The following is a 26,027-nucleotide window of genomic DNA, read 5'->3' on the forward strand; positions in this document are numbered from 1 at the left end:
GACCGGTTAGTTTCTGCCATAAACCGTGAACCCGAGGAACATCAGGATCGGGCGATGCGTCCCCAGTATCTCAAGGATTATGTGGGGCAGCCTCAGGTGAGGGAGCAGATGGAGATCTTTATCTCTGCGGCCCGAAACCGTGATGATGCACTGGATCATACGCTGGTTTTTGGTCCTCCGGGTCTGGGTAAAACGACATTGGCCAATATTATCGCCAGTGAGATGGGCGTGGATATCAAAAGCACCTCCGGCCCTGTGTTGGAAAAAGCGGGTGATATCGCGGCTCTGCTGACCAATCTTGAAGAAGGTGATGTGCTCTTTATTGATGAGATCCATCGTTTGAGCCCGGCAGTGGAAGAGGTGCTGTATCCGGCGATGGAGGATTATCAGCTGGATATTATGATCGGTGAAGGCCCGGCCGCCCGTTCCATCAAGATAGATCTGCCAGCCTTTACGCTGGTGGGGGCCACAACCCGGGCGGGTCTGCTGACCTCTCCGCTGCGGGATCGTTTTGGTATTGTGCAGCGTCTGGAGTTTTACAGTGTTGAAGATCTCAGTTCCATTGTGACCCGATCGGCAGAACTGATGAAAATGGAAGTTGAACCCCGTGGTGCTCTGGAAATTGCGAAGCGTTCCCGGGGGACGCCTCGTATTGCCAACCGCCTTTTGCGTCGTGTACGGGACTATGCGCAGGTTAAGGGTGATGGTGTGATTAATGGTGATATTGCTGATCGTGCCCTGAATATGCTGAATGTCGATACCCATGGCTTTGATCACATGGATCGTCGCTTGTTGCTGACCATGATCGAAAAATTTGGTGGTGGTCCTGTGGGTGTCGACAACCTTTCCGCAGCGATTGGTGAGGAACGTGATACTATTGAGGACGTGCTCGAGCCTTTCCTGATTCAGCAGGGCTTTATGATGCGTACCCCTCGGGGGCGAATGGTGACGCCTCAGGCTTATCTTCATTTTGGCATGACGCAACCTGAAAGTTGATTTCGGGTTGTCAGGGGGTTTTATGTCTGAACTATCAAGCGCTAATGAGTATCCTTTTAGCTGGCCGGTTCGTGTTTATTACGAAGATACGGATACCGGTGGTGTGGTCTATTACGCAAACTACCTGAAGTTTTACGAGCGGGCACGTACTGAGGCCTTGCGTCATATCGGATTTCAGCAGGAAGCATTGAAAAATAATGACAACCTGCTTTTTGTGGTTTCCAGTGTTCAGGTGGATTATAAGCGTCCGGCTGTGCTGGATGATGAACTGACAGTTTTTGTAAGAATTGCAAAAATGGCTCGTACTTATCTGGTTTTTGAGCAAAAAATTGTCAAGGAAACAGACGGAAAAGAAATTTTACTTAACTTCGCAACCGTTAAAGTGGCATGTGTTCAGGGCGACTCGTATCGCCCTCAGGCCCTTCCTCAAGGGGTTGTCGAGCGATTTAAGGTTCTTACGGTTGATATTTCCCAGTGAAAAACTGGGAAATAAAATGCTGATTGAAAATGACAGCTTTTCAGACAGGAACTTTTTCTGTCACACTTGTCTGACAGGATTGAAATTGATGCTTTTTTTCATTTATAACAGTATCTTGGCCGTTTAATATTAAGTTTTTAGTTTCTATCAAAAGGGGCGCGTGTGGACGATAAGCTATCTTTGCTTGGGCTGATTGTAGAGGCCAGCATTGTTGTTCAGTTAGTAATGGCCAGTCTGGTTTTGGCTTCTGTTCTTTCATGGATGTTTATTCTGCAACGTGCTGCTGTTATCGGTCATGCCAAGAAAAGCATGGAAGAGTTTGAAGATCGCTTCTGGTCCGGTATGGATCTTTCCCAGCTCTACCGTGAAGTAAGCAGCGAAACAAACGGATCCGGTGCTGAAAATATTTTTCGTGCAGGTTTTAAAGAGTTTTCCCGCCTCAGTCAGAAGAGTTCTGTTGACTCTGAGGCTTTACTTGAAGGTGTTCAGCGTGCCATGCGTGTTGCCCTTGCCCGTGAAGAAGAGCGCCTGAGTGAGAACTTACCTTTTCTCGCTACCGTCGGTTCTACAAGTCCTTATATCGGTCTGTTTGGTACGGTATGGGGGATCATGAACTCCTTCCGTGATCTGGCCCATGTACAGCAAGCAACTCTGGCTGTTGTGGCTCCCTCTATTTCTGAAGCGCTGATTGCAACCGCTATGGGGCTTTTTGCTGCGATTCCTGCTGTTATCGCCTACAACCGCTATTCAACCAAAACTGAGTTGCTGATGGTGCGTTACGAGACTTTTGCTGATGAGTTCTCAAGCATCCTTCATCGTAATGTTCTTAGTCAGAACGCAGGCTGATTATGTCAGGATACCGCTATCGTAAGCCAAAAAAGCTGGTTGCAGAGATCAATGTCGTCCCCTATATCGATGTGATGTTGGTGTTACTTGTGATTTTTATGGTGACTGCGCCGATTCTGACACAAGGTGTCAAGGTCGAGTTGCCCGAGGCTGTCTCGGCCCCTCTGGATATTAGTGAAGATGACCTTCCGCTGATCGTTTCTGTTAAGCGTTCCGGTGATTATTTTCTTGAATTGGGGCCGGATAAAGAACAGGCCATTGAGCCCGCTGATCTTTCTTTAAAAGTGGGTAAAATTACCCGCCAGAATCCAAGTGTTCAGGTTTTGGTTCGCGGTGATAAGAATGTTGAGTATGGTGCCGTTGTGCAGCTGATGAGTGTATTGCAGCAAGCAGGTGCCCGTAATATTGGTTTATTGTCACAGCCGCCTGAGAAATGAGACCGGTTACTACAACACAAGGCAGTGGTTTGCTGTTTCCATTTCTGATCGCCATTGGTTGCCATCTTCTGGGATTGTGGTTGCTCTGGTTTGGTTGGCAGCAGGCCAGCACCATCTCTGAACAGCGTATGCCAAGAGTTAATCCGGAAAATATTATCTCAGCGGTTGCCGTTCAGCAGGACCCGATTGAGGCTTTGCGACAGAAGCAAAATGCAGAAGAGGCAGCGAGGGCAAAAGCGAGAGCTGAGCAGGAACGTCAACGACAGCTTGAGGTTAAACGTCAGGCTGAAGCGCGTAAACAGGCTTTGATAAGACAGAAAGAGGAAGAGGCCCGACAGAAAGAGCTGGAGCGCAAGCGGCAGGAAGCAGCCGCTAAACGAGAGGCCGATCGAAAGGCGGCTGAAGAAGCGAAGAAGCAGGCTGAACTAAAACGTCAGCAGCACCTAAAGGCAGAACAGGCCAGAAAAGCTGAAGAAGCCCGTAAACAGGAAGAATTGCGCAAACGAGAAGCACAGTTAGCGGCTGCAAAAGCACAGAAAGAAGCTTTGGCGGCAGCCGAGGCTGAGCGTAGGCGTCAGCAGGTCATCGAGACTGAAAAGCAATCTTTACAGTCTGCGCTGGATCAGGAAGAAGCCTTCCTGTCCGAGTTGGAAGATCGTGAAAAACTGGCGTCAATGCAGATGCTGATTAAGAGTTATGTTGAACAAAATTGGTCACGACCACCTACTGCTCGTAAAGGGATGCAGGCAATTCTTAAAATTGAACTGCTCCCTACCGGTGAAGTGAAGTCCGTGAAAGTGGATGAGCCAAGTGGTGATAGTGCTTTTGACCGTTCGGCAGAGCAGGCGGTATATCGTGCGGGTCCGTTCAAAGAGATACAAGATCTTAAGCCGCATCAAAGAGATGCTTTCAGGTCGTTTAATCTGGTGTTTAAACCTGAGGATATTCAGTAATGCGTTTGAAGAAATGGCTAAAGGCAGCTGCTTTTACTTTGCTATGTGTCACCCAGCAGGCAGTTGCAGATCTGACAATTGAGATTACACAAGGTAATGACAGGGCAACACCCGTTGCGGTTGTACCTTTTGCTTGGCTTGGACAGAGTCCTTTGCCACAGGATGTTGCTCAGATCATTTCGGATGACCTGGAGCGTAGTGGTCTGATTCGCCCTTTATCCCGTACTGATATGTTGAGTCTGCCCAGTCAGAAGAGTGAGATTTACTACCGGGACTGGTCGCTGTTGAAGCAGGATTATCTTCTTATTGGCCAAGTTAAGCCTTCGGTATCTCCCGGGGTGCTGACGATTCAGTTTGAACTCTATGACGTTGTTCGTCAGACCCGTGTTCTTGGAGAAGTGATTTCAGGAAAACTAACGGAGTTACGTTCAAGGGCGCATTATATCAGTGATAAAGTCTTCGAACATCTGACAGGAATAGAGGGGGCTTTTTCAACGCGACTGGCTTATGTCACCGTCAGAAAAGATGAGGCGGGACAAAACAAATACGAGCTGAAGGTTTCTGATGCTGATGGCCGAAGAGAGAAGTCCATTCTGACTACTTATACACCGATTTTGTCTCCATCCTGGTCTCCCGATGCGCAGCATTTGGCCTATGTCTCATTCGAAACAGGCCGGCCCGGAGTTTTTATTCAGAATGTTTATTCCGGTAAGCGGCGTCAGCTTACGGCTTTCAAAGGCCTGAATGGTGCTCCTGCCTGGTCACCCGACGGTGAAAAGCTTGCAGTTGTTTTATCAAAAGATGGTAATCCTGAGTTATATGTTATCGATCTTAATACTTATAAGATGAAACGCATTACACGCCATTACGGAATTGATACAGAACCTGAATGGTCTCCAGATGGTACAAAAATTATGTTCACCTCTTCGCGAAGCGGTGGCCCTCAGATTTACCAGCTTGATTTAGTATCAGGTCAAACAGAGCGACTGACATTTGAAGGTGGATACAATGCTCGTGCTCGGTTCTCGCCGGATGGTACTGAAATCTACTTTGTGCATCAGAAAGATGGAATCTTTCATATTGCTGCACAAGAGTTGGCAAATAATCGTCTGAGAATACTCACTCAGACGCCATTAGATGAGTCTCCCAGTGTTTCTCCTAATGGAAGTATGTTAATTTATGCGACACAGGAAGGATCACGGGGATATTTAGGAGCTGTTTCTGTAAATGGGCAGATTCGTTACCGACTCCCTTCTCAACGTGCGGATGTACGTGAGCCTGCTTGGTCGCCTTTTTTAACGAATTAATATTTCTATTTAACTATAAAAGTAAGTCCGATCGCTTCAGGAGCCTGATATGGAATTTAAAAAATACAGCAAGACTTTGTTCTTTGGTGCAACCTTAGCCATTTTGGCTGGCTGTGGTAATGATCCTGTCTCTCAGGATGAGAATGCCACTGCAGATACTCAGGTTCAGCCCATTGTGACTAGCGATGGTTCAAATGCTGATTCAGCTGTAAATGGTGAGGCCCTTGGTCAAGATAGCCAGATTATGCAAGAGTCTGATTCATTGGATTCAGCGGCAATGCCGGAAGTCGAAACTATCTATTTTGACTTTGATACCTCTGCAATTCGCGAAGATTCCCGTGAAATCTTGGATCTGCATGTAGCCTACCTGCGCCTGAACCCATCTCAGAATGTTGTTCTGGAAGGTCATGCAGATGAGCGCGGTACTCGTGAGTACAACAATGCACTGGGTGAGCGTCGTGGTAATGCTGTAAAAGATTACTTCATGGTTCAGGGTGTTAACGCTGACCAGATTGAAGTGATCAGCTTCGGTGAAGAAAAGCCTGCTGTTATTGGTCACAACAACGCTGCATGGTCTAAAAACCGTCGCGTAGAAATCAAGTACTAAGCTAAGACGGAGGCAGGATGTCTATCCCATTCCGTAATGCTTTAAAGGTGCTGCCATTTCTGGCAGCATCCTTTTCTCTTCAGGCTGCAACTTTATTTACTGATGAAAATGCACCTGTCTTGGGAGCGGAGCCAGTCCGGTCCCAGCCCTCTTCTCAGCCTCAGAATTCAGCAAACGCCCAGCTCCTGCTTCAGATCCAACAATTGCAAAATGAAATGCAGATGTTGAGAAATGTCGTAGAGCAACAGCAAATGATGATAGCGCAACTTCAGAAAGATGGTCGTGACCGTTATCTGGATATTGATCGTCGTTTGACTGATCAGGCTAAGCAGATTACTGATCTGAGTACTAATAAGCCCTCTACAAAAAACTCTGATGACAACTCTAAGGTCTTACCAGTAGTGACTGGTACTGCTAAAGAGGCTTATCAGAATGCTTATGCTTTGGTGAAAGAGCAGAAGTTTGATCAGGCAATAACTGCTTATCAGGGGTTTATTAAAAACTATCCTGACTCTTCGCTACTACCGAATGCTTATTATTGGTTGGGCGAGCTTTATATGGTTAAGAATCTGACCCAGGAAGCAGAACGGGTTTTTCTGACGGTTGTAGAAACTTATCCTAAGAGTCGTAAAGTACCTGATGCCAGTTATAAGCTGGGGTTGGTTTATGCCCGATACGGACAGATGGATAAAGCTAAGGTGCAGATGAATGAAGTTAAGAAGCAGTTTCCAAAAAGTACTGCTTCAAAACTAGCGGATCAGTTTCTGGATGCACAAAAGAAGTGATCTAATTAATCCTTGGTTTTAATCTGTTTGTACCGATAAGCGGCGCTTTGATATACAATGCGCCGTTTATTTTTATATAGAATTTAATTAGCGTCAGGCAAACAATGTCAGCAAAGAGAGCAGTTGTTTTAGTATCCGGTGGTTTAGATTCAGCGACAGTTCTGGCAACCGCTGTAGCAGAAGGTTATGAGTGCTATGCCCTGGGTTTTGATTATGGTCAGCGGCAGATTTCAGAGCTTAAAGCGGCAGAGCGTGTAGCGCTTAACCATGGAGCGAAAACTCATAAAGTGATCTCTCTCGGCCTGAATGACTTTGGCGGCTCTGCACTGACGGATCATGATATTGCAGTGCCTGAGGTGGAAGAAGAGGGAATCCCGGTAACTTATGTGCCTGCCCGTAATACCGTCTTTTTATCGATTGCGCTAGCCTGGGCTGAGGTGCTGGAAGCGAACCATATCTTTATCGGGGTGAATGCTGTTGATTATTCCGGCTACCCAGACTGTCGCCCCGAGTTTATTACAGCCTATGAAAATATGGCGAACCTGGCTACAAAGGCTGGTGTCGAAGGACATAAACTCTGTATTGAGACGCCGCTGATGCGCCTGACTAAGGCAGAAATCATCAGTATGGGGATTAAAGCCGGAGTTGATTACAGTCTGACGGTTTCGTGTTATCAGGCGGATGATGATGGCCGGGCCTGTGGTGTATGTGATAGCTGTCGTCTTAGAGCTAAAGGTTTTTCGGATGCTGGTGTTGCCGATCCAACCCGTTACGTTGAAAGTGTTTAAGAATAACAGTAAATATCGAATCTGAAGGTTTGATAACGAATATCACGATAGGGTGAGATTGAGGATTATTTTATGTTGTGTGAGTTTGATTATCAGGCACCGAAAGATTTGTTAGAAGACCGGATTATTCTGGTGACCGGCGCCAGTGATGGTATCGGCAGAGCTGCGGCAAAATCTTATGCTGCATATGGTGCGACCGTTATTCTGGTAGGGCGTACCATCAAGAAGCTTGAAGAAGTATACGATGAGATCGAAGAAGCCGGTGGTGCTCAGCCTGCAATTTTCCCGCTGAATTTTGAGACTGCCACCTATAAAGACTACGGTGAAATGGCAGAGTTGCTGCAAAAAGAGTTTGGCCGTATTGATGGTATTTTACACAATGCGAGCATTCTTGGCTCTCTGACGCCGGTTGAAGCTTATAACCCGCAAATGTGGGAGCAGGTGATGCAGGTGAACTTCAACTCTGCGCTTCTGATGACTCAGTCACTGCTTTCGCTGATGTACGAATCAAAAGATGCCAGCCTGATTTTTACCTCCTCCAGTGTCGGACGCAAAGGTCGCGCATTCTGGGGTGCTTATAGCATCTCTAAATTTGCTACTGACGGTCTGATGGAAACTCTGTCTGATGAGCTGGAGAATATCTCAAATATCCGGGTGAACAGCCTGAACCCTGGTGCAACACGAACGGCTATGCGTCAGTTGGCGTATCCGGGAGAAAACCCGGCAACGCTGCGTACGCCTCAGGATATTATGGGGACTTACCTGTACCTGATGGGGCCGGATAGCAAAGGTGTTAATGGGCAGAAGTTTGATGCTCAGCCTGCAAAGGTCGATGCTGAAGCCTGATAAAACTGAGATACATGTTAAAAAAACGGCCAACTGGCCGTTTTTTTGGTTTCAACTGTGCCTAAAACGAGAAAAGTTTCGATATTTCAGCGCTTTTTTCTAACAGGTAATCCGCCTGCCATTCCGGAACAGAAGCCGGATCTTCAATATAGCCGTAGGAAGCGGCAATTGTTTTCATTCCAGCCGCCTTCCCGGCCTCAATGTCACGAAGATGGTCGCCGACATAAATACAGCCAGCCGGATCTGCACCGACCTGCTGGCAGGCGTGAAGGAGTGGTCTAGGGTCCGGTTTGGCAATGTTAAGGTCGTCAGGGCAAACGACCACATCGATTTTGTCTGTGATGGCCATGGCATCAAGAAGCAGGTCGGTATATAGCCGGGGTTTGTTCGTGACAATACCCCAGGGGATGCCTGATGCAGACAGTTGTGCTGTGAAATCCTCTAAACCCTCAAACCATAGGGTGTGAGTGGCGATATTAGCTTCATAGAGCTTTAGCAGGCGACTACGAAGATCAAGTTGCTCATCTGGCCTGATATCACCAAAACCAAAGTCGAGCATCGCATTGGCACCATTTGAAACATGGAGTCGGATGGCCTCAAGAGGTAGTGTTTGTCGGCCTTCTTCAGCGAGTAGTAGGTTAAGACAGTTGGCGAGGTCGTTGGCGGTATCCAGCAAGGTACCATCGAGATCAAAAAGTACAGCAGAGGGTGATGTAATCATAATAAAAAGAAGGCTGCCTCAGTAGGCAGCCTTTTGGTCCTTAAAATCAGGTCATGTGGTTTTAAATCGCTTCTGCGGGTTTAAAACACTGCAGCAGGTAGTTGACCGTCACATCCTTTGAATCAAGCTTATATTGCTTTGTCAGCGGGTTGTAGGTCATGCCGGTCAGATCACCATTCTTAAGGTTGGCTGCCCGTGTCCAGTTACCCAGCTCAGAAGGGCGGATAAACTTGCTGAAATCATGGGTGCCTTTAGGCAGCATCTTCAGTAGATACTCAGCCCCGACAATAGCGAACAGATAAGCTTTAGGATTACGGTTAATGGTGGAGAAAAAAACCTGACCACCCGGTTTAACGAGGCGGGCACAGGCAGCAATGACCTTATCTGGCTCAGGAACATGCTCAAGCATCTCCAGGCAGGTAACCACATCGTATTGCTCCGGTTCCTGTTCCGCTAATTCTTCAGCCGTGATGCGGCGGTAATTGATGTTCAATCCGCTTTCCAGCTGGTGAAGTTTAGCAACCGACAGTGGCGCCTCGCCCATATCGATGCCGGATACTTCAGCACCACGCTGTGCCATGCTTTCAGTCAGAATGCCGCCGCCACAGCCAACATCCAGCACTTTTTTACCTGCAAGGCCTGCTCGCTCATCAATAAAGTTCAGACGCAGCGGGTTGATGTCGTGCAGAGGTTTGAATTCGCTCTCACGGTCCCACCAGCGTGATGCCAGTGCCTCAAATTTAGCAACTTCACTGAAGTCAACGTTCTGTGGTTTGTTTGACTCAGTCATGGCGGTCTCCTGCACGAATTGTATCTCCCCATTGTCGGGCTTGTTGTTTCAGTTTTTCGATATCGATCTGTGTTAGCAGACCATCCCGTACCAGCATTTTACCGTTAACCCAAACATGATTCACCTTGTCGGCCATGCGGGTATAGACCAGCTGTGAAACGGGGTGGTAAACCGGCAGACTTTCCAAGCGACTCATATCGATTGCGATGATGTCTGCTGCTTTTCCTGTTTCCAGGCTTCCAGTGTCCTTTTCGATGCCTAAGCATTCTGCTCCACTGAGCGTTGCCATTCTAATGGCCTCATACGCTGGTAATGCTGCAGCATCTGCTGCAACAGCTTTAGCTAACTGCGCAGCTGTTTGCATTTCGCCAAACATATCCAGATCGTTATTGCTGGCAGCACCATCCGTTCCCAGAGCAACCTTGATTCCGGCTTGCTGTAGTTTATTCACCGGGCAGAAACCACTGGCGAGTTTCAGGTTTGATTCCGGACAATGTACAACTTTAACGTTGTTTTTGGCGAGGAGCTCAAGGTCTTCATTATTGACCTGAGTGACATGAACTGCCTGAAAGTTCGGGCCCAATAATCCCAGTTGTTCAAGGCGCGCAATAGGCCTCATTCCGTTTGTTTCAGCTTCAGCAACTTCGAATGCGGTTTCGTGAACGTGCATCTGGATCGGTATCTGAAGCTCTTCGCGGAGTGAGGCGATCTTTTTTAGAGGCTCATCGGAAACAGTGTAGGGAGCATGGGGGCCGAAGGCGACGGATATGAGTGTATTGTGACGTTGAGATGCATGGACATCGATCGCTTTATGAATACCTTCTTCAGCATCCTTCGCCCAAGGGGTAGGGAAGTCCAGAATTGGACAGCAAATCTGAGCGCGCATCCCCAGTTCGGTAGCTGTTTCAGCAGCAACGTCAGGGTAGAAGTACATATCGCTGAAACAGGTGGTGCCTGATTTCAGCATCTCGGCAATAGCTAAACGAGTGCCATCGCGTACAAATTCTGGGCTGACAAAAGCCCCTTCTGCAGGCCAGATGTATTCCTGCAGCCAGGTCATCAGAGCAAGATCATCCGCAAGGCCCCGAAAAAGACTCATGGCAGCGTGGCCGTGAGCGTTAATAAGGCCTGGCATCAGCAGTTGGTCGGTCAGTTCAAGCTCGTGTTTTGATGCGTAGGCCTGTCTCGCTTGTTCCGTTGGAAGGATGTCGAGAATTTTTCCCTGATTGATGGCAAGACTGTGATGCTCCAGCACAGTCTGAGCGGCATCAACCGGTACGATCCAGCGTGCGTGTAAAAGTGTATCGACTTGGCTCGTCATAAAGAGAAAATCCTGATAGATAACAAAAACTTCCACACAGTATATGCACTTTTTAATGCGCTGGCACTGTCGATTTTTCTGCTCCCCGTTATAATGTCGGCCTCGATTTTATCCCGTTGACCTGGTGTACAGACTACTAACCGACACAGGCAACTTTTATTACCGGAGTACTAGATGAGCATCAGCGAAGAAAATGGTGTAGAGGCGATTATCTGGCAGGATGACCACCTGAAATTGCTTGATCAGCGAATTCTGCCCGAAAAAGAAGAGTACCTCTCATATCATGATTCTGGTGCGGTTGCTTCAGCTATCACTGATATGGTGGTTCGTGGTGCTCCGGCGATAGGCATTACAGCGGCTTATGGGGTTGTTCTGGCTGCGCGGGCCTGCTTTGCTGCAAAGCCGAGTGACTGGAAATCCCACTTGGCGGACTCTATACAGGTGCTGGCAGATTCCCGGCCGACTGCGGTGAATCTTTTTTGGGCTCTGGACAAGATGAAGGGAGTGATTGAAAAACTGCCTATGGGTTCAAATCCTGAAGCACTGCTATTGAAGATTGCCATTGAAATTCACCAGTCCGATATAGCGGCTAACCGCACTATGGGTGAGTTTGGTGCCGAATTGATTGCTGAAACTCAGGACGCGGGGCGTTCGGTTATGACGCACTGTAATACCGGTGCTTTGGCGACAGGGGGGGTGGGTACTGCACTGGGTGTTATTCGTACCGCTTTTGAAAAGGGCCTGATCGATCATGTTCATGCGGATGAAACCCGCCCTTGGTTCCAGGGGGCTCGACTGACAGCCTGGGAGCTGATGAGAGAAGGTATTCCTGTTTCTCTTAATGTTGAAGGTGCGGCGGCTCATATTATGAAAACGCAGGATATTTCATGGGTGATTGTGGGTGCTGATCGGATTACGGCTAATGGTGACGTTGCTAATAAGATAGGGACGTATAATCTTGCGGTTCTGGCGCTGCATCACGGTGTCCGTTTTATGGTGGTTGCCCCTTCGAGTACTGTCGATATGAGCCTTGAACATGGTGATGATATCCCGATTGAAGAGCGCGGGCCTGATGAGGTTGTGGCGGTCAAAGGTCAGCAAGTAGCTCCTGAAGGCGTAGAGGTTTTTAATCCGGTATTTGATGTAACACCGGCAGATCTGATCGATGTGATTGTGACGGAAAAAGGGGTTGTGGAGCGTCCGACACTGGAGAAGATGAAAGTGTTAATGAGCAATGACCGTCTCCACTAACGTTTTGACTGAAATCTGAAATAAAAAAACCTGATCGTCAGATCAGGTTTTTTATTTTCGAGGTTTGCTGTGCCTAACTAGGCCGCATTAGATGGTTTCAATCGCGACAGGACAGCATTGGCCAGCTCGTTGGCATCAAACTTCGCAATGAAGTCGTCAGCACCGACTTTTTCAACCATGGCTTTATTGAATACGCCACTTAAAGAGGTGTGCAGAAGGGTGTAAAGATCCTTCATGTCCGGATTTTCTTTAACTCTGCGGGTGAGGGTGTAGCCGTCCATCTCCGGCATCTCAATATCAGAGATCATCATCAGGTATTCATCGTTAGGATGCTTGCCCGCCATCGTGATCTCTTCCAGATGCTGATAGGCTTCAAGTCCATTTTTCAGCAGTGTGCAGCTAAAGCCTACGGCTTCAAGGCAGCGTTTAATCTGGTTGCGGGCTACAACGGAATCATCAACGACCAGTACATTTTTATTTGGTGCTGCACCTTCACCGCTCTGTTCTTCATAAGCTGAATCTAGAGCTTCCGTGATAGGAGCTTCAACATTCTCATTGAATGGCATGATTTCAGCGATAATTTTCTCAACATCAATAATCTCAATGATCTCATCGCCATATTTTGAGATTGCTGTCAGGTAATGCTCTTTACCCACTCCCCGTGGTGGTGGGTGAATGTCGCTCCATTCTATGTTGATGATGTGTTCCACTTTATCAACCAAAAAGCCCTGCATTTTGCGGTTGTACTCCGCAAGAATAACGCTTTTTCCCCGAACTCTTTCCGAGTTGCCATGGCCAATCGCCAGCTTCAGATCGATGATAGGAAGCGGTCCGTCCATTGTATTGGCAATACCAAGAGCAATGGGATGGCGATGGGGCATCTCATTGAGGGCCGGACAGGTGATGATTTTCTTCACCTTAAAAACATTGATGCCGTATAACTGTTTATCCTCCAGCCTGAACAACAGTAACTCAAGCCGGTTTTCACCGGCCAGCTGCGTTCGCTGGTTAATACTGTTAAGAAGTTTACTCATTACACTAAAACCCCTATGTCTCTGCAGAGTTGGTTAGTCCCTGTTGCAGAGCGGTAGCCCATCGGCTTGCTTCCAGATAAGCCGAGTGTGCGAGATCCTTATCGAACTGGCTGTCCTCAATTTTTTGCCAGTCCACATGCTCATAATAGATGGCACATTGCAAAGCTGTTCCGGTTCTTCCTTCAAAATGTAGCACAGCATCTTTGATAGCGGCGCTCAATGGAAGCTCCGACAGAATCATATCCATCGGTATGTCGAGCAGAACATCCAGTAATGAAATTAACCCAGCATTAAAGAAAATGGACTCATTGGGCCAGCCGTTGGACTTGGCCAGCAATTCGCACATTCTGGCTCTGGTGAGTGCCAGATAGAACAGGTCCGGTGATCGTGTTGTTGTTTCAGACAACGCAATAACCAAGCTGATGCTTCTGAGAGAATTGAGTCCCAGATAGATCAGTGCCTCTTTGATGCTATTGATTTTGCGATTAAAGTTATAATACGCAGAATTAATGAATCTTAACAGTTTATAGTAAAGCTGTAAGTCCTGAACAATAAGATTTTCAAGATCTTCTAATGAAACATTGACATCTCCCAGCATGTTAAGGATCTCAAGGGCGATCAGTTTGTTGCTGGGGAATTGTTTTATATCTGTGGTTTCCGGGCGGGGAAGATAGCGCCCCTGGATGGTCTCAATCCCTTGATTACGTAATTCGGTATATAGCGTTTCATCATCTACTTCGGAAGCGATGCAGCGCCAGTTGCTGTTTACCTGTCGGTTGAGGTGCTTTTTGGTGTAATACTCGCTTGGCGCACGAATAAAGCTGATATGACACAGTAGCTCGTCTGACAGGTCCGGGAGATCACCATGGCTGATCGACAAGCCAAAGTGAGCACCACGTTTTCTTAGCCCTTTAATCAGCAAAGGGTCCACGCGGATAGCCTGACGGGATTCCAGCATTAGCCAGAATTGATCCATTGGAAAGCGTAACTCGTTGTAGATCAGTTTGACGGTTTCAGCATCCGCCAGAAGTAGAGCGGGTCGCTGATTCAGCAAATCATGAATTCTTGGGTCTGTCAGGGTTGCTGAGATAATCTCAGGAAGGGCAGGTTGGTATTGTCCTTTATCTCCGGCCATCAGTTCGTAGGCGATAACATTAAATTCTGCATCGCACACAGGAATACGCGCGAAGGGGGTTTCTGATCTGTTTTCCACTCTGGTATCTGCCGTTAAGTCCACTTTGCAGTCATCTTACCCTGATTGTTTGCTATTACTATGGTGTCCTTGTAAACAATATGATCTGCACGAAAAAAATTAATAAAATAGTGTTGACGGAGAAGAATTATAGTCTATAATTTGCGCCATCTCCTAGAGAGATCCCTGATAGCTCAGTTGGTAGAGCAGTAGACTGTTAATCTATTGGTCGCAGGTTCGAGTCCTGCTCGGGGAGCCAAATTCGAAAAACCCGCTTTCTTATGGAAGCGGGTTTTTTTATGTTTGCGATTTGAACGGCAGTGGAATGGGTTCTGGTTCAAAAACAAAAAAGCCCCTCCGGTAAGATACCGGAGGGGCTTATCAGGCAAGCGTTCTGTTGCTTACAGTTCGATTGGCTGGAAGTCTACCAGAGGGCTGACATCTGCCTCGTAGTCAACGCCATCAAGACCAAAGCCAAACAGCTTCAGGAACTCGTCCTTGTAAAGCTGGTAGTCGGTCACATCAAACAGGTTTTCAGTGGTTACCTGAGGCCATAGTTTGCGGCATTCTTCCTGAACTTCTTCTTTCAGTTCCCAGTCATCCAGACGCAGACGATTGCTGTCGTCAGTCGCTGGTGCGCTGTTAGCGTCTTTGAACAGCTGGGTGCTGAACATACGATGGATCTGTTGCATGCAGCCTTCGTGCAGGCCTTGCTCGCGCATGATGCGGAATACCATCGCCAGATAAAGCGGCATTACAGGGATTGCAGAAGACGCCTGAGTTACAACAGATTTGAGAACAGCAACGTTCGCACTGCCGCCTTTCTCGCTCAGTTTGCTGTTCAGCTCGCTTGCTGCACGATCCAGATCTTCTTTGGCTTTACCCAGAGCGCCGTGCCAGTAGATCGGCCAGGTGATGTCGGTACCGATGTAGGAGTAAGCAACGGTTTTGCAACCTTCTGCCAGAACACCTGCATCGTTAAGCGCGTTGATCCACAGTTCCCAGTCTTCGCCACCCATTACAGTTACAGTATCAGCCACTTCCTGTTCGGTTGCCGGCTCGATCTCTGCTTCGGTAATCACATCTTTGTTGGTGTCGATTGCTGTAGAACGGTAAGGTTCGCCGATTGGCTTCAGGCTGGAGCGAATCACTTCACCCGTATCCGGCAGTTTACGAACCGGAGATGCCAGAGAGTAAACAACCATATCGATATCGCCCAGATCCTGTTTGATCAGTTCGATAACCTTGGCGCGAGCTTCATGAGAGAAGGCATCGCCATTGATGCTTTTGGCATACAAACCGGCTTCATTGGCCGCCTTGTCAAACGCTGCGGCGTTATACCAGCCTGCAGTACCTGTTTTCTTCTCTGTAGCCGGCTTTTCAAAGAAAACACCGATGGTCGATGCATTAGAACCGAAAGCTGCTGCAATACGGGAAGACAGGCCGTAACCGCTTGAAGAACCGATTACCAGAACGCGCTTAGGTCCGTTTTTGATCGGGCCTTGTGCTTTTGTGAACTCAATCTGTTCACGCACATTGGCTTCACATCCTGTTGGGTGAGTTGTTGTACAAATAAAACCGCGAATTTTTGGCTTAATAATCATAATTCGTCTGCGTTGTTAATCTCTTCGGGTGGAGCAGGCGGCGGTATTAAAACCGAAGCCCAGTTGTGGCAATGATACCTTACTCTCATTCGAAGGTCTTGTGCATCGAATAGGAATTAACTATTTGATTAGGCTGCTTTTGCAACGTTTCTTTTCTTTTGTAGGATTTGTGTACAGGAACGGCAGAAGTCCAGATAACGTCCTTCAAGTGGCAGGTAATATTCGGAGCGGGGAAGCCGTCTGAAGCAGCTGCCACAGGTGAAACCTGAAAAGTAGCCGCCATAGTATGACTGTTGTTTCATCGCTTGCCTCCTGAGGTATATCTTAAAAGCACTCCCACTGGGTAACGGTAGCGCGACTGCTGATAATTTGCCGGTGCGTTTAAAACGCATCTGGGCTTAATTTTCGTTCCCAATTTGGGGTGATAGTCATGCTTGCGATGCTGTGTCAGTATCACGTCGTTTTATGACTTTTCTGTGAAGAGCGTTTTACTTTTGGTCTATTTCATTTGATGTATAGGCGGGGCATGATGCAGAAGTTTTTTCAAACAGGTGTATGGACGCTATGCTATTTGGCTTTTTAATTTTGTTGTTGTGCCAGTTTTTTGGTGAACTTATCGTCCGCTATCTGGATTGGCCTTTTCCCGGACCTGTAGTGGGTATGGTGCTGTTGTTGGTGGGTTTGATCATTAACGGTGGCGTCCCTACCGGCGTGCGTCAGGCCAGTGAAGGTCTGCTGACTTATCTGGCATTGCTGTTTGTCCCGGCGGGTGTCGGATTGATGGTTCACTATAAACTGATTGCCGCTGATGGGCTGGTGATTGCAACGGCATTAGTGCTGAGTACGGCCGTCACGTTGTTAGTAACCGGGGTTTTGTTAAACAAACTGGCAGCGAAGCATATAGATAAGGAGCCGGAGAGTGGAAACCAAAATGGATGATCTGAGTACGCTCTGGGTTTATCTGTCGGCTAGCCCGATTATGAGCATTATGGTAACGCTGGCAGCCTTTCTGGTTGCGACACGTATCAACCGACTGGCCGGTGGCAGTGCTTTCCTGCACCCTGTGATTGTGGCAATTGCGCTTATTGTGGCTTTTCTGACACTGATCGATATGAACTACCAGCAGTATTTTGAGGGCGCGCAGTTTATCCATTTTCTACTTGGGCCGGCTACTGTTGCTTTGGCTGTACCGCTTTACGATCATCTGGAGCGTGTGAAACAGATGTTCTGGCCTCTGATCATCGCCTGTGTTTCCGGGATTATCACGGCAGCGGTTTCGACTATTGCTATTGTGGTTGGTATGGGGGGCAGTCGGGAGACAGTGCTCTCTTTGACCCCTAAATCTGTAACGTCACCCATTGCGATGGGGATTGCAGAAAAAATAGGCGGTTACCCATCCCTGACCGCAGGACTGGTACTGGTGACCGGTGCAATCGGCTGTGTTTTAGGCCCTTTGATGTTTAAAGCGCTGAAAATTAATGATCATAGTGTTCAGGGCTTTACCATGGGGCTTGCGGCTCATGGTTTTGGAACAGCCCAGAGCTTTACCGTCAGTTCTGTTGCCGGTGCGTTTGCCGGTCTTGCCATGGGGCTGACCGGCATGCTGAGTGCCTTTATCCTGCCTCTGGTGGTACGTTTTCTTGGGGTTTGAGTTCCTCAGCTGAAACACCGCCATCTGTCCGGCTCTCTGTATCGAGAGCCATCTCTTTTTCTCTCTTTTCCGGCAGCTGGCTGAGCGCTAATCCTGCAATCACCAGAAAGCTTGCAATGATCTGTCCCTGAGTAAAGCGCTCATCCAGAATCAGAAATGCCATGATAACGGTAAATACGGGAATCAGGTTGGTATAAGCGCTGGCATGAGTCGCCTGAATCTGCTGAACCGACCAGTTATACAGGCCGTAAGCGCCCAGTGTGATGAGTGCGCCAAGGTACAGAATCGAGAGTATGCCTTCCTGATGGAATACAAAATATCCTTCTGCGGAGAGTGCCAGAGGCAGAAAAAATATTGTGCCAAAGAACGACTGAAACGCGGTGATAAACCAGGCGCTGTAATGGTCGGAGAGCTTCTTCAGAATCAGGGTGTACACTGCCGCACAGACCATGGCCATCAGTTCCATGATATTGCCAAAGATCGGATTCGGAGCGCTCTCATCGGCCTGACTGCTTGTACTGAGAAGAACGGCACCGGCAATCGCCAGTCCAAAGCCCAGAATCGTCCACAGATTGACCCTTTCCTTCAGCCAGAATGCAGCGCCTATCGCCACCAGCATGGGTAGCAAAGCGGTGATCATACCGGCTTGTGATGCGCTGGTATTTTCCAGCGCCAGGCTTTCAAAGATGAAATAGAGACCTGGTTCAGCAAAGGCCAGAGCCAACAGCCAGAGTTTATCCCGATGAGGAATGTGCTTCGGTTTAAGCATTTTCCAGAACGGTAGAAAGCAGATGGCAGCAACCAGCATACGGCCAAAGATAACCCACTCAGGTGGGTACCACTGAAAGGCGTATTTAAGGGCGATAAAAGAGCTGGCCCAAAGCAACATAGCCAGTAAGAGGGCCATACTGGCCATGTATCGTGGTGCCATGGTTCTTCCTGTTGAAATCAGATAATCAGGCAATATAAGTAAGCGGCAAGATTAGGCCTGGTTGATATTTCTGTCCAGAGAGAAAATGATCAGATGATTGATGATGTCCGATAACTTCAACTAAAACGACAAAAGCCCCTGCTAGGTGCAGAGGCTTTTGATTTTTCGGCTCAGATATCCGTACCTGATGATGAAGAATTAATCTTCGATCTTGCCGGTCTCGAGGCGTTTCTTATGAATGCCCTGCAGTTTGTAGAGATCCTGCTGCAGTTCAAAGAAACCGTGCCAGTGAGCGTAATCCGGAGCACCCATCATAGCGCCGTGGCGGGCACGACGGCCTTCATGGTGCCAAAGATGGTAGAAGGTGATCTGGAATTCATCTGTCCACGGGTTATCTTTCAGCAGACCTTTCTCTTTCAGCTCATCCAGCATCTTCTTAGCTGGTGCGTAGTACTCAACATTGTAGAGTTTTACGGCTTTATCACCCTGCTTAAAGAAGCCTTCGGTATGACGGGGGCTGTGGCACGAGCTACATACCTGTTCCATCTTCTTGCGACCCTCTACGCCGTTACCCAACAGAGGGCTTAAAACGTCGTCAGAATTACGCACCTTAGACTCTTTCGCCCATAGGTTCCAATACAGGCGTTCAGTGATGTTATGGGTTGTGCTGAGTTCGCCAATACCGCTCATGTGGCAGGTTGCGCAGGTTGGAGCACGGTAATCACCCGGTTCCCAGCCATCGGGTGGAGAGTCCCATTTCCAGTTGTTACCGTCCGCATTAAAGATGTGGCCATGCTTACTGTTGTTGAAGACTTCGATATCCGGATGATCCGGGCCAAGGTGACATGATGCACAGGCCGCCGGTTTACGGGCTTCAGCAATGGAGAACTTGTGGCGAGTGTGGCAGGCAGAGCAATTACCTGTCGCCCCATCAGGATAGATGTTGCCCATACCCGCGTTAGGCCAGGTCGTTGGATCCGGTCGGCCTTCTTTATCCAGCTTGATTTCAGTGCCGTGACACTGAATGCAACCTGTCTCGTTTGGGGCGTTGCCTAACTCTTTGTTATCACGACCCTCATGTACGCGAACCAGAGCATGCAAGCTGTCTTTTGGGATGATCTGGTGATGGGAGCGGAAGTGGCCGCTCTGATTAAACTGTTCCTGCTCTTTCGGGTGACAGCGGCCACAGGTTGCAGAGGAGACCAGGGGAGATATATAGACGTTTTTCAGATCGCCTTTGTTATGCAGCTGTGCATCGGGTTGACCTTTTTTAGCCGCATGGCAATCATTACACCCTACGCTGACATGACTATGGCGGCTATCTTTCCAATCCGCAACGATGCCAGGCTGTTCTTTCTGGTGGCAGCTGATACAGGTTTTGTCGGTTTCACTTAAACCTCGTTTAAAGTTCAGTGTTTTAACCTGGCTTATATCCGTACTGTTATTCGACGCAGCCGCCATTCCTGCGCTACTGAATACGAGCAGGCATAGAGCCATTAGTATCAGTATTGGGCGGTAGACGTTTCTTATGGTCATGGTAAACCTCATCATCCTATCGGTCTGCTTATTATTGTGTTTAATCACGGGTTAACGGGAGCTGTTATTATCTTTCAATGTCAGCTGACGCTGACATATCAGAACCAAAATGGCGTTTAAGCTGTTGCTCAAGGTTCTTGTGCCCAACGCTATGGCAGTCGATACAGCTTTTTTCAGTGGTGCCCAGGAAGTAGGGTTTATGAGCAACAAACTGCTTATTGCTGCTTTCTGAACCTGCCTGAAGATTGTTGTGACACTTAAGGCAACCTGAGTCATAAACAAACTCATTAGCGCGCTTACGTTTGGCATGCCAGTCAACATCTTCAGCCCCTAAAATAAACTCTTTCCAGACATCCCACGCACCGCTTTTAGCTTTTACATAGAGATAGGAAATGTAGTTATCCTGAGGCAGGTGGCAGTCAGAACAGAGTGCCTGAACCCCTTTTGTTGATGCTCCGCCATGTTTGTCATTAAGGAACGAAGCCTGCATTGGCTTCATGCTGTGGCAGCTTCCACAGAATGCCTGATCAGAGGTGGCATGGAGTGCATAGTCGGTTCCCATCCAGCTAATTACGGATAAAAGTCCCAGCATTGCACCGAATACAATAACAGCGAATAACCCTTTTTTTATTTTTGAATTCCTTTGTACCAATTCTCTACTCTCTGTGTGGGAATTTATTTGCAAGAGTAGCTTAAGCATTTATTAATGCACAATAAAAGTGCGGTTTTTAAGGGTTTTTTTTGTTAAAGGAAAGTAACATCTAATGTAGTTTTAAATAAAATAACAGAGCAATGGCCGGCAGAGTTTCACTACGGGCCATTATTAAAGGATGAAATAAAAGAGAAGGGAGTAGGTTCGGATCTGTATTAGCTGCTGAGCAGAGCGATGCCCTGTTTATAGCCCAGGCCACCGTTGCCATGTACTAATGCATGAGTGTTGTTGTGCTGGAGTTGCTCGCAGATTGCGATCAGCCCATTCAGTGCAGGATTATTCCATGGCGCGCGGCTGAGATTCATGCCGCCTGTACAGGTCAGAGCTTTCTGTTGAAGCCAGTCAAGGATCTCTTTTTCGGATTGAAGAGCACCAGCCTTGATCAATAGAGCTAAAGGGACAACAGGATAACAGGTATAGGCTTCCAGTAAGGTTTTGGGGTTATTAAGAATCTCTTTAACATCAAGCCCGGATTGTACTTCTGCATAGTGAATGGCTTTTTCCAGGGCATGGTAGCGGGAAAGTTCCCGCGCAAATTCCGGACCATCGTTTTCTGCAATTCCGACACCAACGCCATTAATGGTCACAGGGTTTATTAACGGGGAGAGTTCATTATCACGATCCGTGACCACTATAAGCCCTTCAAAATCGAGGACAGGGTTTGCACAATCAACACCTCTGAAAAGTTCTGTTAACGGCTCATACCAAGTGTCCGTCGGTAGCTTCAGTTTAAGCGCTATGGCTGTTCGCTTAAGGTTTTCAAATACGGCGTCTCTCAGGCTAATGAACGACTCTGTTGTTAAGCCTTCGTGCTGACAAAAGTGGCGGGCAAGTTGCGTATAAGCTTCCGGAATACTGCACTCGGAATAGATGGACATTTTCTCGTGACGTTCAGCCTGCGTGTATTCACTACGGATGAAATCCCGGCCGGAGATGATGACGAGATCCGTCTCTCCATTCTGAATCAGTCGGTTGGCAACAGACAAAGCTTCCAGAGGGGCGCAGCCACTTCGAAAGTGCCCTTGTTGAACAGGGCTTTGCCAGGGAATACTCAGGTTGTCAATGGTAAGGGTTACACATCGTTGCCCCTGATCATTAGCCTTTTCAATCAGATCATGAACAGGCTGAAGGTCGCCCTGCTGATCCAGTGATCGCTCAGCTGCGATAATAACGCTGTCGGCCATAGTGACTCCGTTTGTTATTGTTATATGAAAATTTGTTACAGTTTATGCTGTTAAAAGAAAAAACATAAGCGTTTCATTCTGGAGTATTGCGCTTTCAGGCGCTGATAGTCTCAGGAACATTGTCGTCGTATGTCGCTTTGTGATGCTCGGGCCATAGTCGTTTGGTGACAGGGCTTGTTTCTGCCAAGGCGTGGCAGGTGTTGAGGATTGCCGGTGGTTGATCGCTTTGCTCTTCCTTTTTTTTCAGTTCTTCATACAGAGCCTGAAAGGCGGTAGTTGCCATGGGGCCGAGTAGCTCAGTATGGTGTGTGCAGCCCTCGGTATTACCCAGTAATTCTTTGACCTTTTTGGTCCAGCCCGGTCCAATCTGAAGACCTTTTAGGCGCTTATAAGCCGGGGTAACACTGGGACATATAGCAAACGGAGCGTGATCGGTACTGGCTTCGGCATCCTGGATTTTGAGTTGGGTATCAAGCGTAAGGCGTAACCACATTTCATGCAGAGGCTCACCTGCCGGTATAACGCCACCGCGATCTTCATTAGGAATAGGGTTGGTTTTTATATCCGTCATGTGCCCTTCGATATCCCAGAAACCATCATCTCGCTTGAAAGCATGGCAGGTTACGGTTCGGGCATGAATCAATTGGCGGGGAGCCGCTGGAGACAGAGACATAATGGGAGACCTAGAATCAAATTTGCTGAAATGACACGCTGATAACTCAGTTCAGCAGCATCCGGAAAGTGTCTAAGTATATCAAAAACAGTGTGTTAGTTCTGAAGGTTCTACTGACTGAAAGGTCAGTTTTATTGTTTCATTAATAGGGAATACCCAGAGTGAGGTGTAAGGCTGCCATGACGGCGATTCTTCACCGTCATGGGTATGGCATTGTTTGTTAAGCGAGAGTTTGCTGAAGCATCTCTGCTTCGGTCAGGAATTTTTCTCTGGGCTTATTCCCTTCAGCCCTGTCTTGCTCAGCCTGATCGATTTTTTTCCAATCCTGATAACTGACAACATTTAGCTTTTTCTCAGAAATCAGTCGATCCATGGCTGCTTGTCCGCCTTTACCCGTGGTGAATGAACCGGCATCAATATCAGCAAGAATACGTTTGCTGATTTCCAGCGCATCGGCTCTGTTTGTAGGAATAACCCCATTGGGCCCTCTTCGACACCAACCGGTGGCATATACTCCCGGTTCAATCAGGCCGTCCTGATGCTGAATGCGTCCTTGTAGGGCATCGAAAGGAATAGCGTCAATCTCACGACTACGGTAACCGATAGCGGTAACCAAAGTATTTATCGGCAGAGAAATCTTGCTGTCGGATTGATTAGAATCCTTTTGAAGTTTAAGGGATGTTATTCGGCCTTCTTCTGAGCAAATTTCGACTGGAGAGTGATTAAAGAGCAGATGGATTCGGGTTTTATCTTTGGATCGTTCTGTCTTGTCGCCGTTCTCGGAATATTCGCGGAATAAGTCAAGATTCATCTGCTTTGCGCGGGCTTCCCTGGGGTCGAGATCCGGGGAAGGGAATTCAGGAATCAGAGTGTCACTGATAATGGGCACGGCAGTGCTTAGTGTTTTCAATTCACCGAGTTCCGGTGGTGTGAACTTAGATTGTTCCGGTGTGCCACGGCCAATCAGATAAATATCGGTAATCCCGCTATTGTCGAGCTGATACATCGCGGGAGCACAGATATCGGTCTCTGCTCTTTCATTTGGGCTTTTAGCCAGCAGGCGGGCGATATCAAGCGCGACATTACCGTGGCCAATAATGGCAACAGAGGGCCCTTTCAATTCCGGTGGATTTTTATGGCTGGTGGGGTGTCCGTTGTACCAGCCAACAAAATGACTGGAACCATAGACACCCTTAGTATCTTCTCCGGGAATCCCCAGTTTTCGGTCGTCAGAGGCTCCTGTGGCGATCACATCCAGATCGTAGCAGGATTTCAGCTCATCATAACGGATATCAGTGCCGAGGTTCAGATTAGCCAGAACCCGGATATTGTCCTTCTCAAGTGTACGTTCAAATTGGCGAATAACATTTTTGGTGCCTTGATGGTCAGGAGCAACTCCGGCACGAACCAAGCCAAAAAGGGAGGGCAAACGCTCAATAATATCGATCCGACAGTCTTCTATTTTTCGGCTTAACAGCTCGGCAATAAAGCATCCGGCCGGGCCACTGCCGACGATAGCGATCTGTAGGGGCATATGAAATCCTTGAACAGTTATAGGTGAAAGATTACAGGCTGAGCCCACCAAAACGTTTATAGAACGAAGGCGAGGCATCAGGTAGTGGACCTTCCGCTGTTTCCAGAATCTGACTCAGATGGCGATCTGTTTTATCGGTTACCAGACGGTACAGGTTCCGGCAAAGCAGTCTCGCTGCGGTTCCTTCCCAGTCGCTGGGAAGAAGTTCTTCCGGTAACTGAGGGTCACGAAGGAGGACGCGTCGATATTCATGAATCAAAAGAGTACGCACCAGAAAGCAATCTTCGGGGTCGAGGTGGTCTTCCCCTTTTAGTTCATTCCAGATCGGGCGGAATTTATTCAGAAAGAGCCGGTAACTTTCGGAAAGCTCATCAAGATTCCAGCATTCCCGAACCATAAGACGAAGAGGGCGACCATTGATCACATCCTGTTTATGGGTCTGAAAAATAATGGAATCATCCAACGCGTTGAGATCTTTTAATGTGGATTGGAGTTCCGACATGTCCGCCATAGGGTGGGCGACTACACCTGGGGCGATTGGGCCAAATCCCAGCCATCCCAGCTCTTCTTTTACTGTTTTTCGCAGCTCCTGGTCCAGCTGATTTGTGATAACAAGGCACCATTGACCATCCCAGTCCGGCAGCACAGGGGCATAAACCCTTTTAAATGCTTTCTCAAACCGGCGGCGACCTGATGCGGTCAGACTGTAGTAGCTCCGGCGACCAACTTGCTCAGCAGTCAACCACTCTTCTTTAGCCAGACGGAAAACGGATGTTCTTACGAGTCGCTGGTTAAGTCCCAGAGGTTCAAGACTGTTAATCAGGCTGCCTAACCAAACAGTTCCTCCTCTTGGAGCGATAGAATCACCGTAAACGGTAATGATCAGTGAACCGGCCCGGATAGGACGTTGCTGACAAAAATCTTCGACAAGCTGACTAACTGCGCGGTTTTTTGGCATGGGATTCTGTTTTTGTAACACTTTTGAATGGAATGGAGCGCTGATTGTACGGAGGCAAATGCAGCCAGGCAAGGCATCAGTATTGATCTTGGACGGAACAAGAAAAGATGGCTTATTGCCGGCAGAGGTCTGTTTCAATTTGTAATGAAGATGTAACAGCTTTGACTTGGATTCGGCTGTTAATGAGTTTTAACTGAAACTATTTGGCGTGCTGGTTTAAGTGCTGCTGATATAAGTCTTAGTGCACTCAGGAAGCGAGAAATTCTCTGATGATTACGGGTTATCAGAGTGTCATATTCGATGTTCTCTTTAGGCGCACCAGAATAAAAACAATCCTAAGTTCTGCCCGAACTAAATAAATAATAAAGACAAGAACCGGAGAAAGGAGTCTTCACCGATGACACAAATCAGCCTGGAAAAGCCATCAATGATGAACGGAGCGATCCGGGTCATTATAGCGGAACACGGAGGGATCTGGAGGGTCCTCGATATCATAGAGCAGCTGCAGCGTCAGATGAACATGGAGGATCAGGCACCAGACGCTGAACTGATACATACGATACTGGATTATCTGCAAAGCTTTTCTCACCGTATCCATCTCGATGGAAAAGATATTCTTCTGCACCAGCTGCTTCGGGAGCGTGTGCCGGAGGCGGAAGCTTTGCTGAGTCGTCAGACAGAAGACCATGTGATCGGAGCCGTTAGAATTACAGAGCTGAGAGGGCTTTTGGATCGCTGTGCAGCGCACTATCCGGAGGGACGGGACCTGTTCAGTAAGCAATTGAGTCGGTTTATCTTTGCGTTGAGAAAGCATATCAAGCGTGAAGAAGGTATCGTAGTGCCCTTGGCTCGTGAACATTTATTGGATACCGACTGGTTGGCTCTGATCAGC

General features: G+C 47.9%; 27 protein-coding genes and 1 tRNA gene. 15 read left to right on the forward strand and 13 right to left on the reverse strand.

Annotated features, from left to right (window positions below; genetic code table 11):
• Window positions 1–18 precede the first annotated feature (18 nt).
• The 10 genes from ruvB to AC4GL5_RS15630 all read left to right on the forward strand — a co-directional run bounded on the left by ruvB (window position 19) and on the right by AC4GL5_RS15630 (window position 8,043).
• The gene (gene ruvB, locus AC4GL5_RS15585) at window positions 19–996 is read left to right on the forward strand and encodes a Holliday junction branch migration DNA helicase RuvB (protein ID WP_490383749.1); all 978 of its coding nucleotides are present in this window, start codon (window positions 19–21) and stop codon (window positions 994–996) included.
• A gap of 22 nt (window positions 997–1,018) precedes the next feature.
• On the forward strand, window positions 1,019–1,474 hold the full coding sequence (gene ybgC, locus AC4GL5_RS15590; protein ID WP_490383723.1) for a tol-pal system-associated acyl-CoA thioesterase: 456 nt from the start codon (window positions 1,019–1,021) through the stop codon (window positions 1,472–1,474).
• Window positions 1,475–1,636: 162 nt separating this feature from the next.
• Entirely contained in the window at window positions 1,637–2,320 is a 684-nt protein-coding gene (gene tolQ, locus AC4GL5_RS15595; RefSeq protein ID WP_490383724.1) for a protein TolQ, read from the forward strand.
• Window positions 2,321–2,322: 2 nt separating this feature from the next.
• The gene (tolR, locus tag AC4GL5_RS15600; RefSeq protein WP_490383725.1) at window positions 2,323–2,757 is read left to right on the forward strand and encodes a protein TolR; all 435 of its coding nucleotides are present in this window, start codon (window positions 2,323–2,325) and stop codon (window positions 2,755–2,757) included.
• The gene (tolA, locus tag AC4GL5_RS15605; RefSeq protein ID WP_490383726.1) at window positions 2,754–3,710 is read left to right on the forward strand and encodes a cell envelope integrity protein TolA; all 957 of its coding nucleotides are present in this window, start codon (window positions 2,754–2,756) and stop codon (window positions 3,708–3,710) included. The genes tolR and tolA overlap by 4 nt, the downstream gene beginning before the upstream one ends.
• On the forward strand, window positions 3,710–5,017 hold the full coding sequence (gene tolB, locus AC4GL5_RS15610; protein WP_490383727.1) for a Tol-Pal system beta propeller repeat protein TolB: 1,308 nt from the start codon (window positions 3,710–3,712) through the stop codon (window positions 5,015–5,017). The genes tolA and tolB overlap by 1 nt, the downstream gene beginning before the upstream one ends.
• Window positions 5,018–5,066: 49 nt before the next feature.
• Window positions 5,067–5,624, forward strand: a complete 558-nt coding sequence (gene pal / locus AC4GL5_RS15615) for a peptidoglycan-associated lipoprotein Pal (protein ID WP_490383728.1) — start codon at window positions 5,067–5,069, stop codon at window positions 5,622–5,624.
• 17 nt (window positions 5,625–5,641) lie between these two features.
• Window positions 5,642–6,409: a tol-pal system protein YbgF gene (ybgF, locus tag AC4GL5_RS15620; protein ID WP_490383729.1), complete on the forward strand. Its 768-nt coding sequence runs from the start codon at window positions 5,642–5,644 to the stop codon at window positions 6,407–6,409.
• Window positions 6,410–6,513: 104 nt separating this feature from the next.
• Window positions 6,514–7,197, forward strand: a complete 684-nt coding sequence (gene queC / locus AC4GL5_RS15625; RefSeq protein WP_490383730.1) for a 7-cyano-7-deazaguanine synthase QueC — start codon at window positions 6,514–6,516, stop codon at window positions 7,195–7,197.
• Window positions 7,198–7,269: 72 nt separating this feature from the next.
• Window positions 7,270–8,043 (forward strand): YciK family oxidoreductase, encoded by a 774-nt coding sequence (locus AC4GL5_RS15630; RefSeq protein ID WP_490383731.1) that lies wholly within the window; start codon window positions 7,270–7,272, stop codon window positions 8,041–8,043.
• Between the two features lie 61 nt (window positions 8,044–8,104).
• Here the strand turns inward: AC4GL5_RS15630 and AC4GL5_RS15635 are convergent, their stop codons facing one another.
• The 3 genes from AC4GL5_RS15635 to AC4GL5_RS15645 form a co-directional block, all read right to left on the reverse strand.
• Entirely contained in the window at window positions 8,105–8,764 is a 660-nt protein-coding gene (locus tag AC4GL5_RS15635) for an HAD family hydrolase (protein WP_490383732.1), read from the reverse strand.
• Between the two features lie 61 nt (window positions 8,765–8,825).
• On the reverse strand, window positions 8,826–9,554 hold the full coding sequence (gene ubiG, locus AC4GL5_RS15640) for a bifunctional 2-polyprenyl-6-hydroxyphenol methylase/3-demethylubiquinol 3-O-methyltransferase UbiG (RefSeq protein ID WP_490383733.1): 729 nt from the start codon (window positions 9,552–9,554) through the stop codon (window positions 8,826–8,828).
• Window positions 9,547–10,875 carry a TRZ/ATZ family hydrolase gene (locus AC4GL5_RS15645; protein WP_490383734.1) on the reverse strand — a complete coding sequence of 443 codons (1,329 nt, stop codon included), beginning with the start codon at window positions 10,873–10,875 and terminating at the stop codon, window positions 9,547–9,549. Before AC4GL5_RS15645 ends, ubiG begins: the two co-directional genes overlap by 8 nt.
• 174 nt (window positions 10,876–11,049) lie before the next feature.
• Here AC4GL5_RS15645 and mtnA point away from each other — a divergent pair, with 174 nt between their 5' ends.
• A complete protein-coding gene (gene mtnA, locus AC4GL5_RS15650) occupies window positions 11,050–12,126 on the forward strand; it encodes an S-methyl-5-thioribose-1-phosphate isomerase (RefSeq protein ID WP_490383735.1) in 1,077 nt (358 codons plus the stop codon).
• 77 nt (window positions 12,127–12,203) lie between these two features.
• On the opposite strand, the gene AC4GL5_RS15655 is transcribed toward mtnA, so the two are convergent.
• Window positions 12,204–13,160 carry a chemotaxis protein CheV gene (locus tag AC4GL5_RS15655; RefSeq protein ID WP_490383736.1) on the reverse strand — a complete coding sequence of 319 codons (957 nt, stop codon included), beginning with the start codon at window positions 13,158–13,160 and terminating at the stop codon, window positions 12,204–12,206.
• Window positions 13,161–13,173: 13 nt separating this feature from the next.
• Window positions 13,174–14,373 carry an EAL and HDOD domain-containing protein gene (locus AC4GL5_RS15660; RefSeq protein WP_490383737.1) on the reverse strand — a complete coding sequence of 400 codons (1,200 nt, stop codon included), beginning with the start codon at window positions 14,371–14,373 and terminating at the stop codon, window positions 13,174–13,176.
• 162 nt (window positions 14,374–14,535) lie between these two features.
• On the opposite strand from AC4GL5_RS15660, the gene AC4GL5_RS15665 reads away from it, so the two are divergent.
• Window positions 14,536–14,611: transfer RNA gene (locus AC4GL5_RS15665), tRNA-Asn, on the forward strand.
• A gap of 142 nt (window positions 14,612–14,753) precedes the next feature.
• Here the strand turns inward: AC4GL5_RS15665 and fabV are convergent.
• The gene (fabV, locus tag AC4GL5_RS15670; RefSeq protein ID WP_490383738.1) at window positions 14,754–15,956 is read right to left on the reverse strand and encodes an enoyl-ACP reductase FabV; all 1,203 of its coding nucleotides are present in this window, start codon (window positions 15,954–15,956) and stop codon (window positions 14,754–14,756) included.
• A 564-nt stretch (window positions 15,957–16,520) separates the two neighbouring features.
• Here fabV and AC4GL5_RS15675 point away from each other — a divergent pair.
• Window positions 16,521–16,895 carry a CidA/LrgA family protein gene (locus tag AC4GL5_RS15675; protein WP_490383739.1) on the forward strand — a complete coding sequence of 125 codons (375 nt, stop codon included), beginning with the start codon at window positions 16,521–16,523 and terminating at the stop codon, window positions 16,893–16,895.
• Window positions 16,876–17,607, forward strand: coding sequence for an LrgB family protein (locus tag AC4GL5_RS15680; protein WP_490383740.1), 732 nt, complete (start codon window positions 16,876–16,878; stop codon window positions 17,605–17,607). Before AC4GL5_RS15675 ends, AC4GL5_RS15680 begins: the two co-directional genes overlap by 20 nt.
• On the opposite strand, the gene AC4GL5_RS15685 is transcribed toward AC4GL5_RS15680, so the two are convergent.
• The 7 genes from AC4GL5_RS15685 to paaX form a co-directional block, all read right to left on the reverse strand.
• Window positions 17,570–18,538 carry a DMT family transporter gene (locus tag AC4GL5_RS15685; protein WP_490383741.1) on the reverse strand — a complete coding sequence of 323 codons (969 nt, stop codon included), beginning with the start codon at window positions 18,536–18,538 and terminating at the stop codon, window positions 17,570–17,572. The genes AC4GL5_RS15680 and AC4GL5_RS15685 overlap by 38 nt on opposite strands.
• A 198-nt stretch (window positions 18,539–18,736) precedes the next feature.
• Window positions 18,737–20,074 (reverse strand): multiheme c-type cytochrome, encoded by a 1,338-nt coding sequence (locus AC4GL5_RS15690; RefSeq protein ID WP_490383742.1) that lies wholly within the window; start codon window positions 20,072–20,074, stop codon window positions 18,737–18,739.
• Between the two features lie 67 nt (window positions 20,075–20,141).
• On the reverse strand, window positions 20,142–20,774 hold the full coding sequence (locus AC4GL5_RS15695) for a cytochrome c3 family protein (protein ID WP_490383743.1): 633 nt from the start codon (window positions 20,772–20,774) through the stop codon (window positions 20,142–20,144).
• 167 nt (window positions 20,775–20,941) lie between these two features.
• On the reverse strand, window positions 20,942–21,970 hold the full coding sequence (locus AC4GL5_RS15700) for a hypothetical protein (protein ID WP_490383744.1): 1,029 nt from the start codon (window positions 21,968–21,970) through the stop codon (window positions 20,942–20,944).
• 94 nt (window positions 21,971–22,064) lie between these two features.
• Window positions 22,065–22,643 (reverse strand): DUF2889 domain-containing protein, encoded by a 579-nt coding sequence (locus tag AC4GL5_RS15705; RefSeq protein ID WP_490383745.1) that lies wholly within the window; start codon window positions 22,641–22,643, stop codon window positions 22,065–22,067.
• Window positions 22,644–22,863: 220 nt separating this feature from the next.
• Window positions 22,864–24,177: an FAD-dependent oxidoreductase gene (locus tag AC4GL5_RS15710; RefSeq protein WP_490383746.1), complete on the reverse strand. Its 1,314-nt coding sequence runs from the start codon at window positions 24,175–24,177 to the stop codon at window positions 22,864–22,866.
• A 31-nt stretch (window positions 24,178–24,208) separates the two neighbouring features.
• Window positions 24,209–25,135 (reverse strand): phenylacetic acid degradation operon negative regulatory protein PaaX, encoded by a 927-nt coding sequence (gene paaX, locus AC4GL5_RS15715; RefSeq protein ID WP_490383747.1) that lies wholly within the window; start codon window positions 25,133–25,135, stop codon window positions 24,209–24,211.
• Window positions 25,136–25,532: 397 nt separating this feature from the next.
• On the opposite strand from paaX, the gene AC4GL5_RS15720 reads away from it, so the two are divergent.
• Window positions 25,533–26,027: hemerythrin domain-containing protein (locus AC4GL5_RS15720; RefSeq protein WP_490383748.1), on the forward strand; the 495-nt coding region annotated here is incomplete at its 3' end.

The sequence above is a fragment of the Oceanospirillum sp. genome (assembly GCF_982874595.1).

Coding starts and splice junctions, on each gene's coding strand:
- pal (WP_490383728.1), top strand. CDS start 5,067: ATGGAATTTAAAAAATACAGCAAGACTTTGTTCTTTGGTGCAACCTTA.
- queC (WP_490383730.1), top strand. CDS start 6,514: ATGTCAGCAAAGAGAGCAGTTGTTTTAGTATCCGGTGGTTTAGATTCA.
- AC4GL5_RS15710 (WP_490383746.1), bottom strand. CDS start 24,177: ATGCCCCTACAGATCGCTATCGTCGGCAGTGGCCCGGCCGGATGCTTT.
- tolR (WP_490383725.1), top strand. CDS start 2,323: ATGTCAGGATACCGCTATCGTAAGCCAAAAAAGCTGGTTGCAGAGATC.
- AC4GL5_RS15635 (WP_490383732.1), bottom strand. CDS start 8,764: ATGATTACATCACCCTCTGCTGTACTTTTTGATCTCGATGGTACCTTG.
- mtnA (WP_490383735.1), top strand. CDS start 11,050: ATGAGCATCAGCGAAGAAAATGGTGTAGAGGCGATTATCTGGCAGGAT.
- AC4GL5_RS15690 (WP_490383742.1), bottom strand. CDS start 20,074: ATGACCATAAGAAACGTCTACCGCCCAATACTGATACTAATGGCTCTA.
- paaX (WP_490383747.1), bottom strand. CDS start 25,135: ATGCCAAAAAACCGCGCAGTTAGTCAGCTTGTCGAAGATTTTTGTCAG.
- AC4GL5_RS15675 (WP_490383739.1), top strand. CDS start 16,521: ATGCTATTTGGCTTTTTAATTTTGTTGTTGTGCCAGTTTTTTGGTGAA.
- ybgF (WP_490383729.1), top strand. CDS start 5,642: ATGTCTATCCCATTCCGTAATGCTTTAAAGGTGCTGCCATTTCTGGCA.
- ybgC (WP_490383723.1), top strand. CDS start 1,019: ATGTCTGAACTATCAAGCGCTAATGAGTATCCTTTTAGCTGGCCGGTT.
- ubiG (WP_490383733.1), bottom strand. CDS start 9,554: ATGACTGAGTCAAACAAACCACAGAACGTTGACTTCAGTGAAGTTGCT.
- AC4GL5_RS15695 (WP_490383743.1), bottom strand. CDS start 20,774: ATGCTTAAGCTACTCTTGCAAATAAATTCCCACACAGAGAGTAGAGAA.
- tolB (WP_490383727.1), top strand. CDS start 3,710: ATGCGTTTGAAGAAATGGCTAAAGGCAGCTGCTTTTACTTTGCTATGT.
- fabV (WP_490383738.1), bottom strand. CDS start 15,956: ATGATTATTAAGCCAAAAATTCGCGGTTTTATTTGTACAACAACTCAC.
- AC4GL5_RS15700 (WP_490383744.1), bottom strand. CDS start 21,970: ATGGCCGACAGCGTTATTATCGCAGCTGAGCGATCACTGGATCAGCAG.
- AC4GL5_RS15645 (WP_490383734.1), bottom strand. CDS start 10,875: ATGACGAGCCAAGTCGATACACTTTTACACGCACGCTGGATCGTACCG.
- AC4GL5_RS15630 (WP_490383731.1), top strand. CDS start 7,270: ATGTTGTGTGAGTTTGATTATCAGGCACCGAAAGATTTGTTAGAAGAC.
- AC4GL5_RS15705 (WP_490383745.1), bottom strand. CDS start 22,643: ATGTCTCTGTCTCCAGCGGCTCCCCGCCAATTGATTCATGCCCGAACC.
- AC4GL5_RS15655 (WP_490383736.1), bottom strand. CDS start 13,160: ATGAGTAAACTTCTTAACAGTATTAACCAGCGAACGCAGCTGGCCGGT.
- tolA (WP_490383726.1), top strand. CDS start 2,754: ATGAGACCGGTTACTACAACACAAGGCAGTGGTTTGCTGTTTCCATTT.
- AC4GL5_RS15685 (WP_490383741.1), bottom strand. CDS start 18,538: ATGGCACCACGATACATGGCCAGTATGGCCCTCTTACTGGCTATGTTG.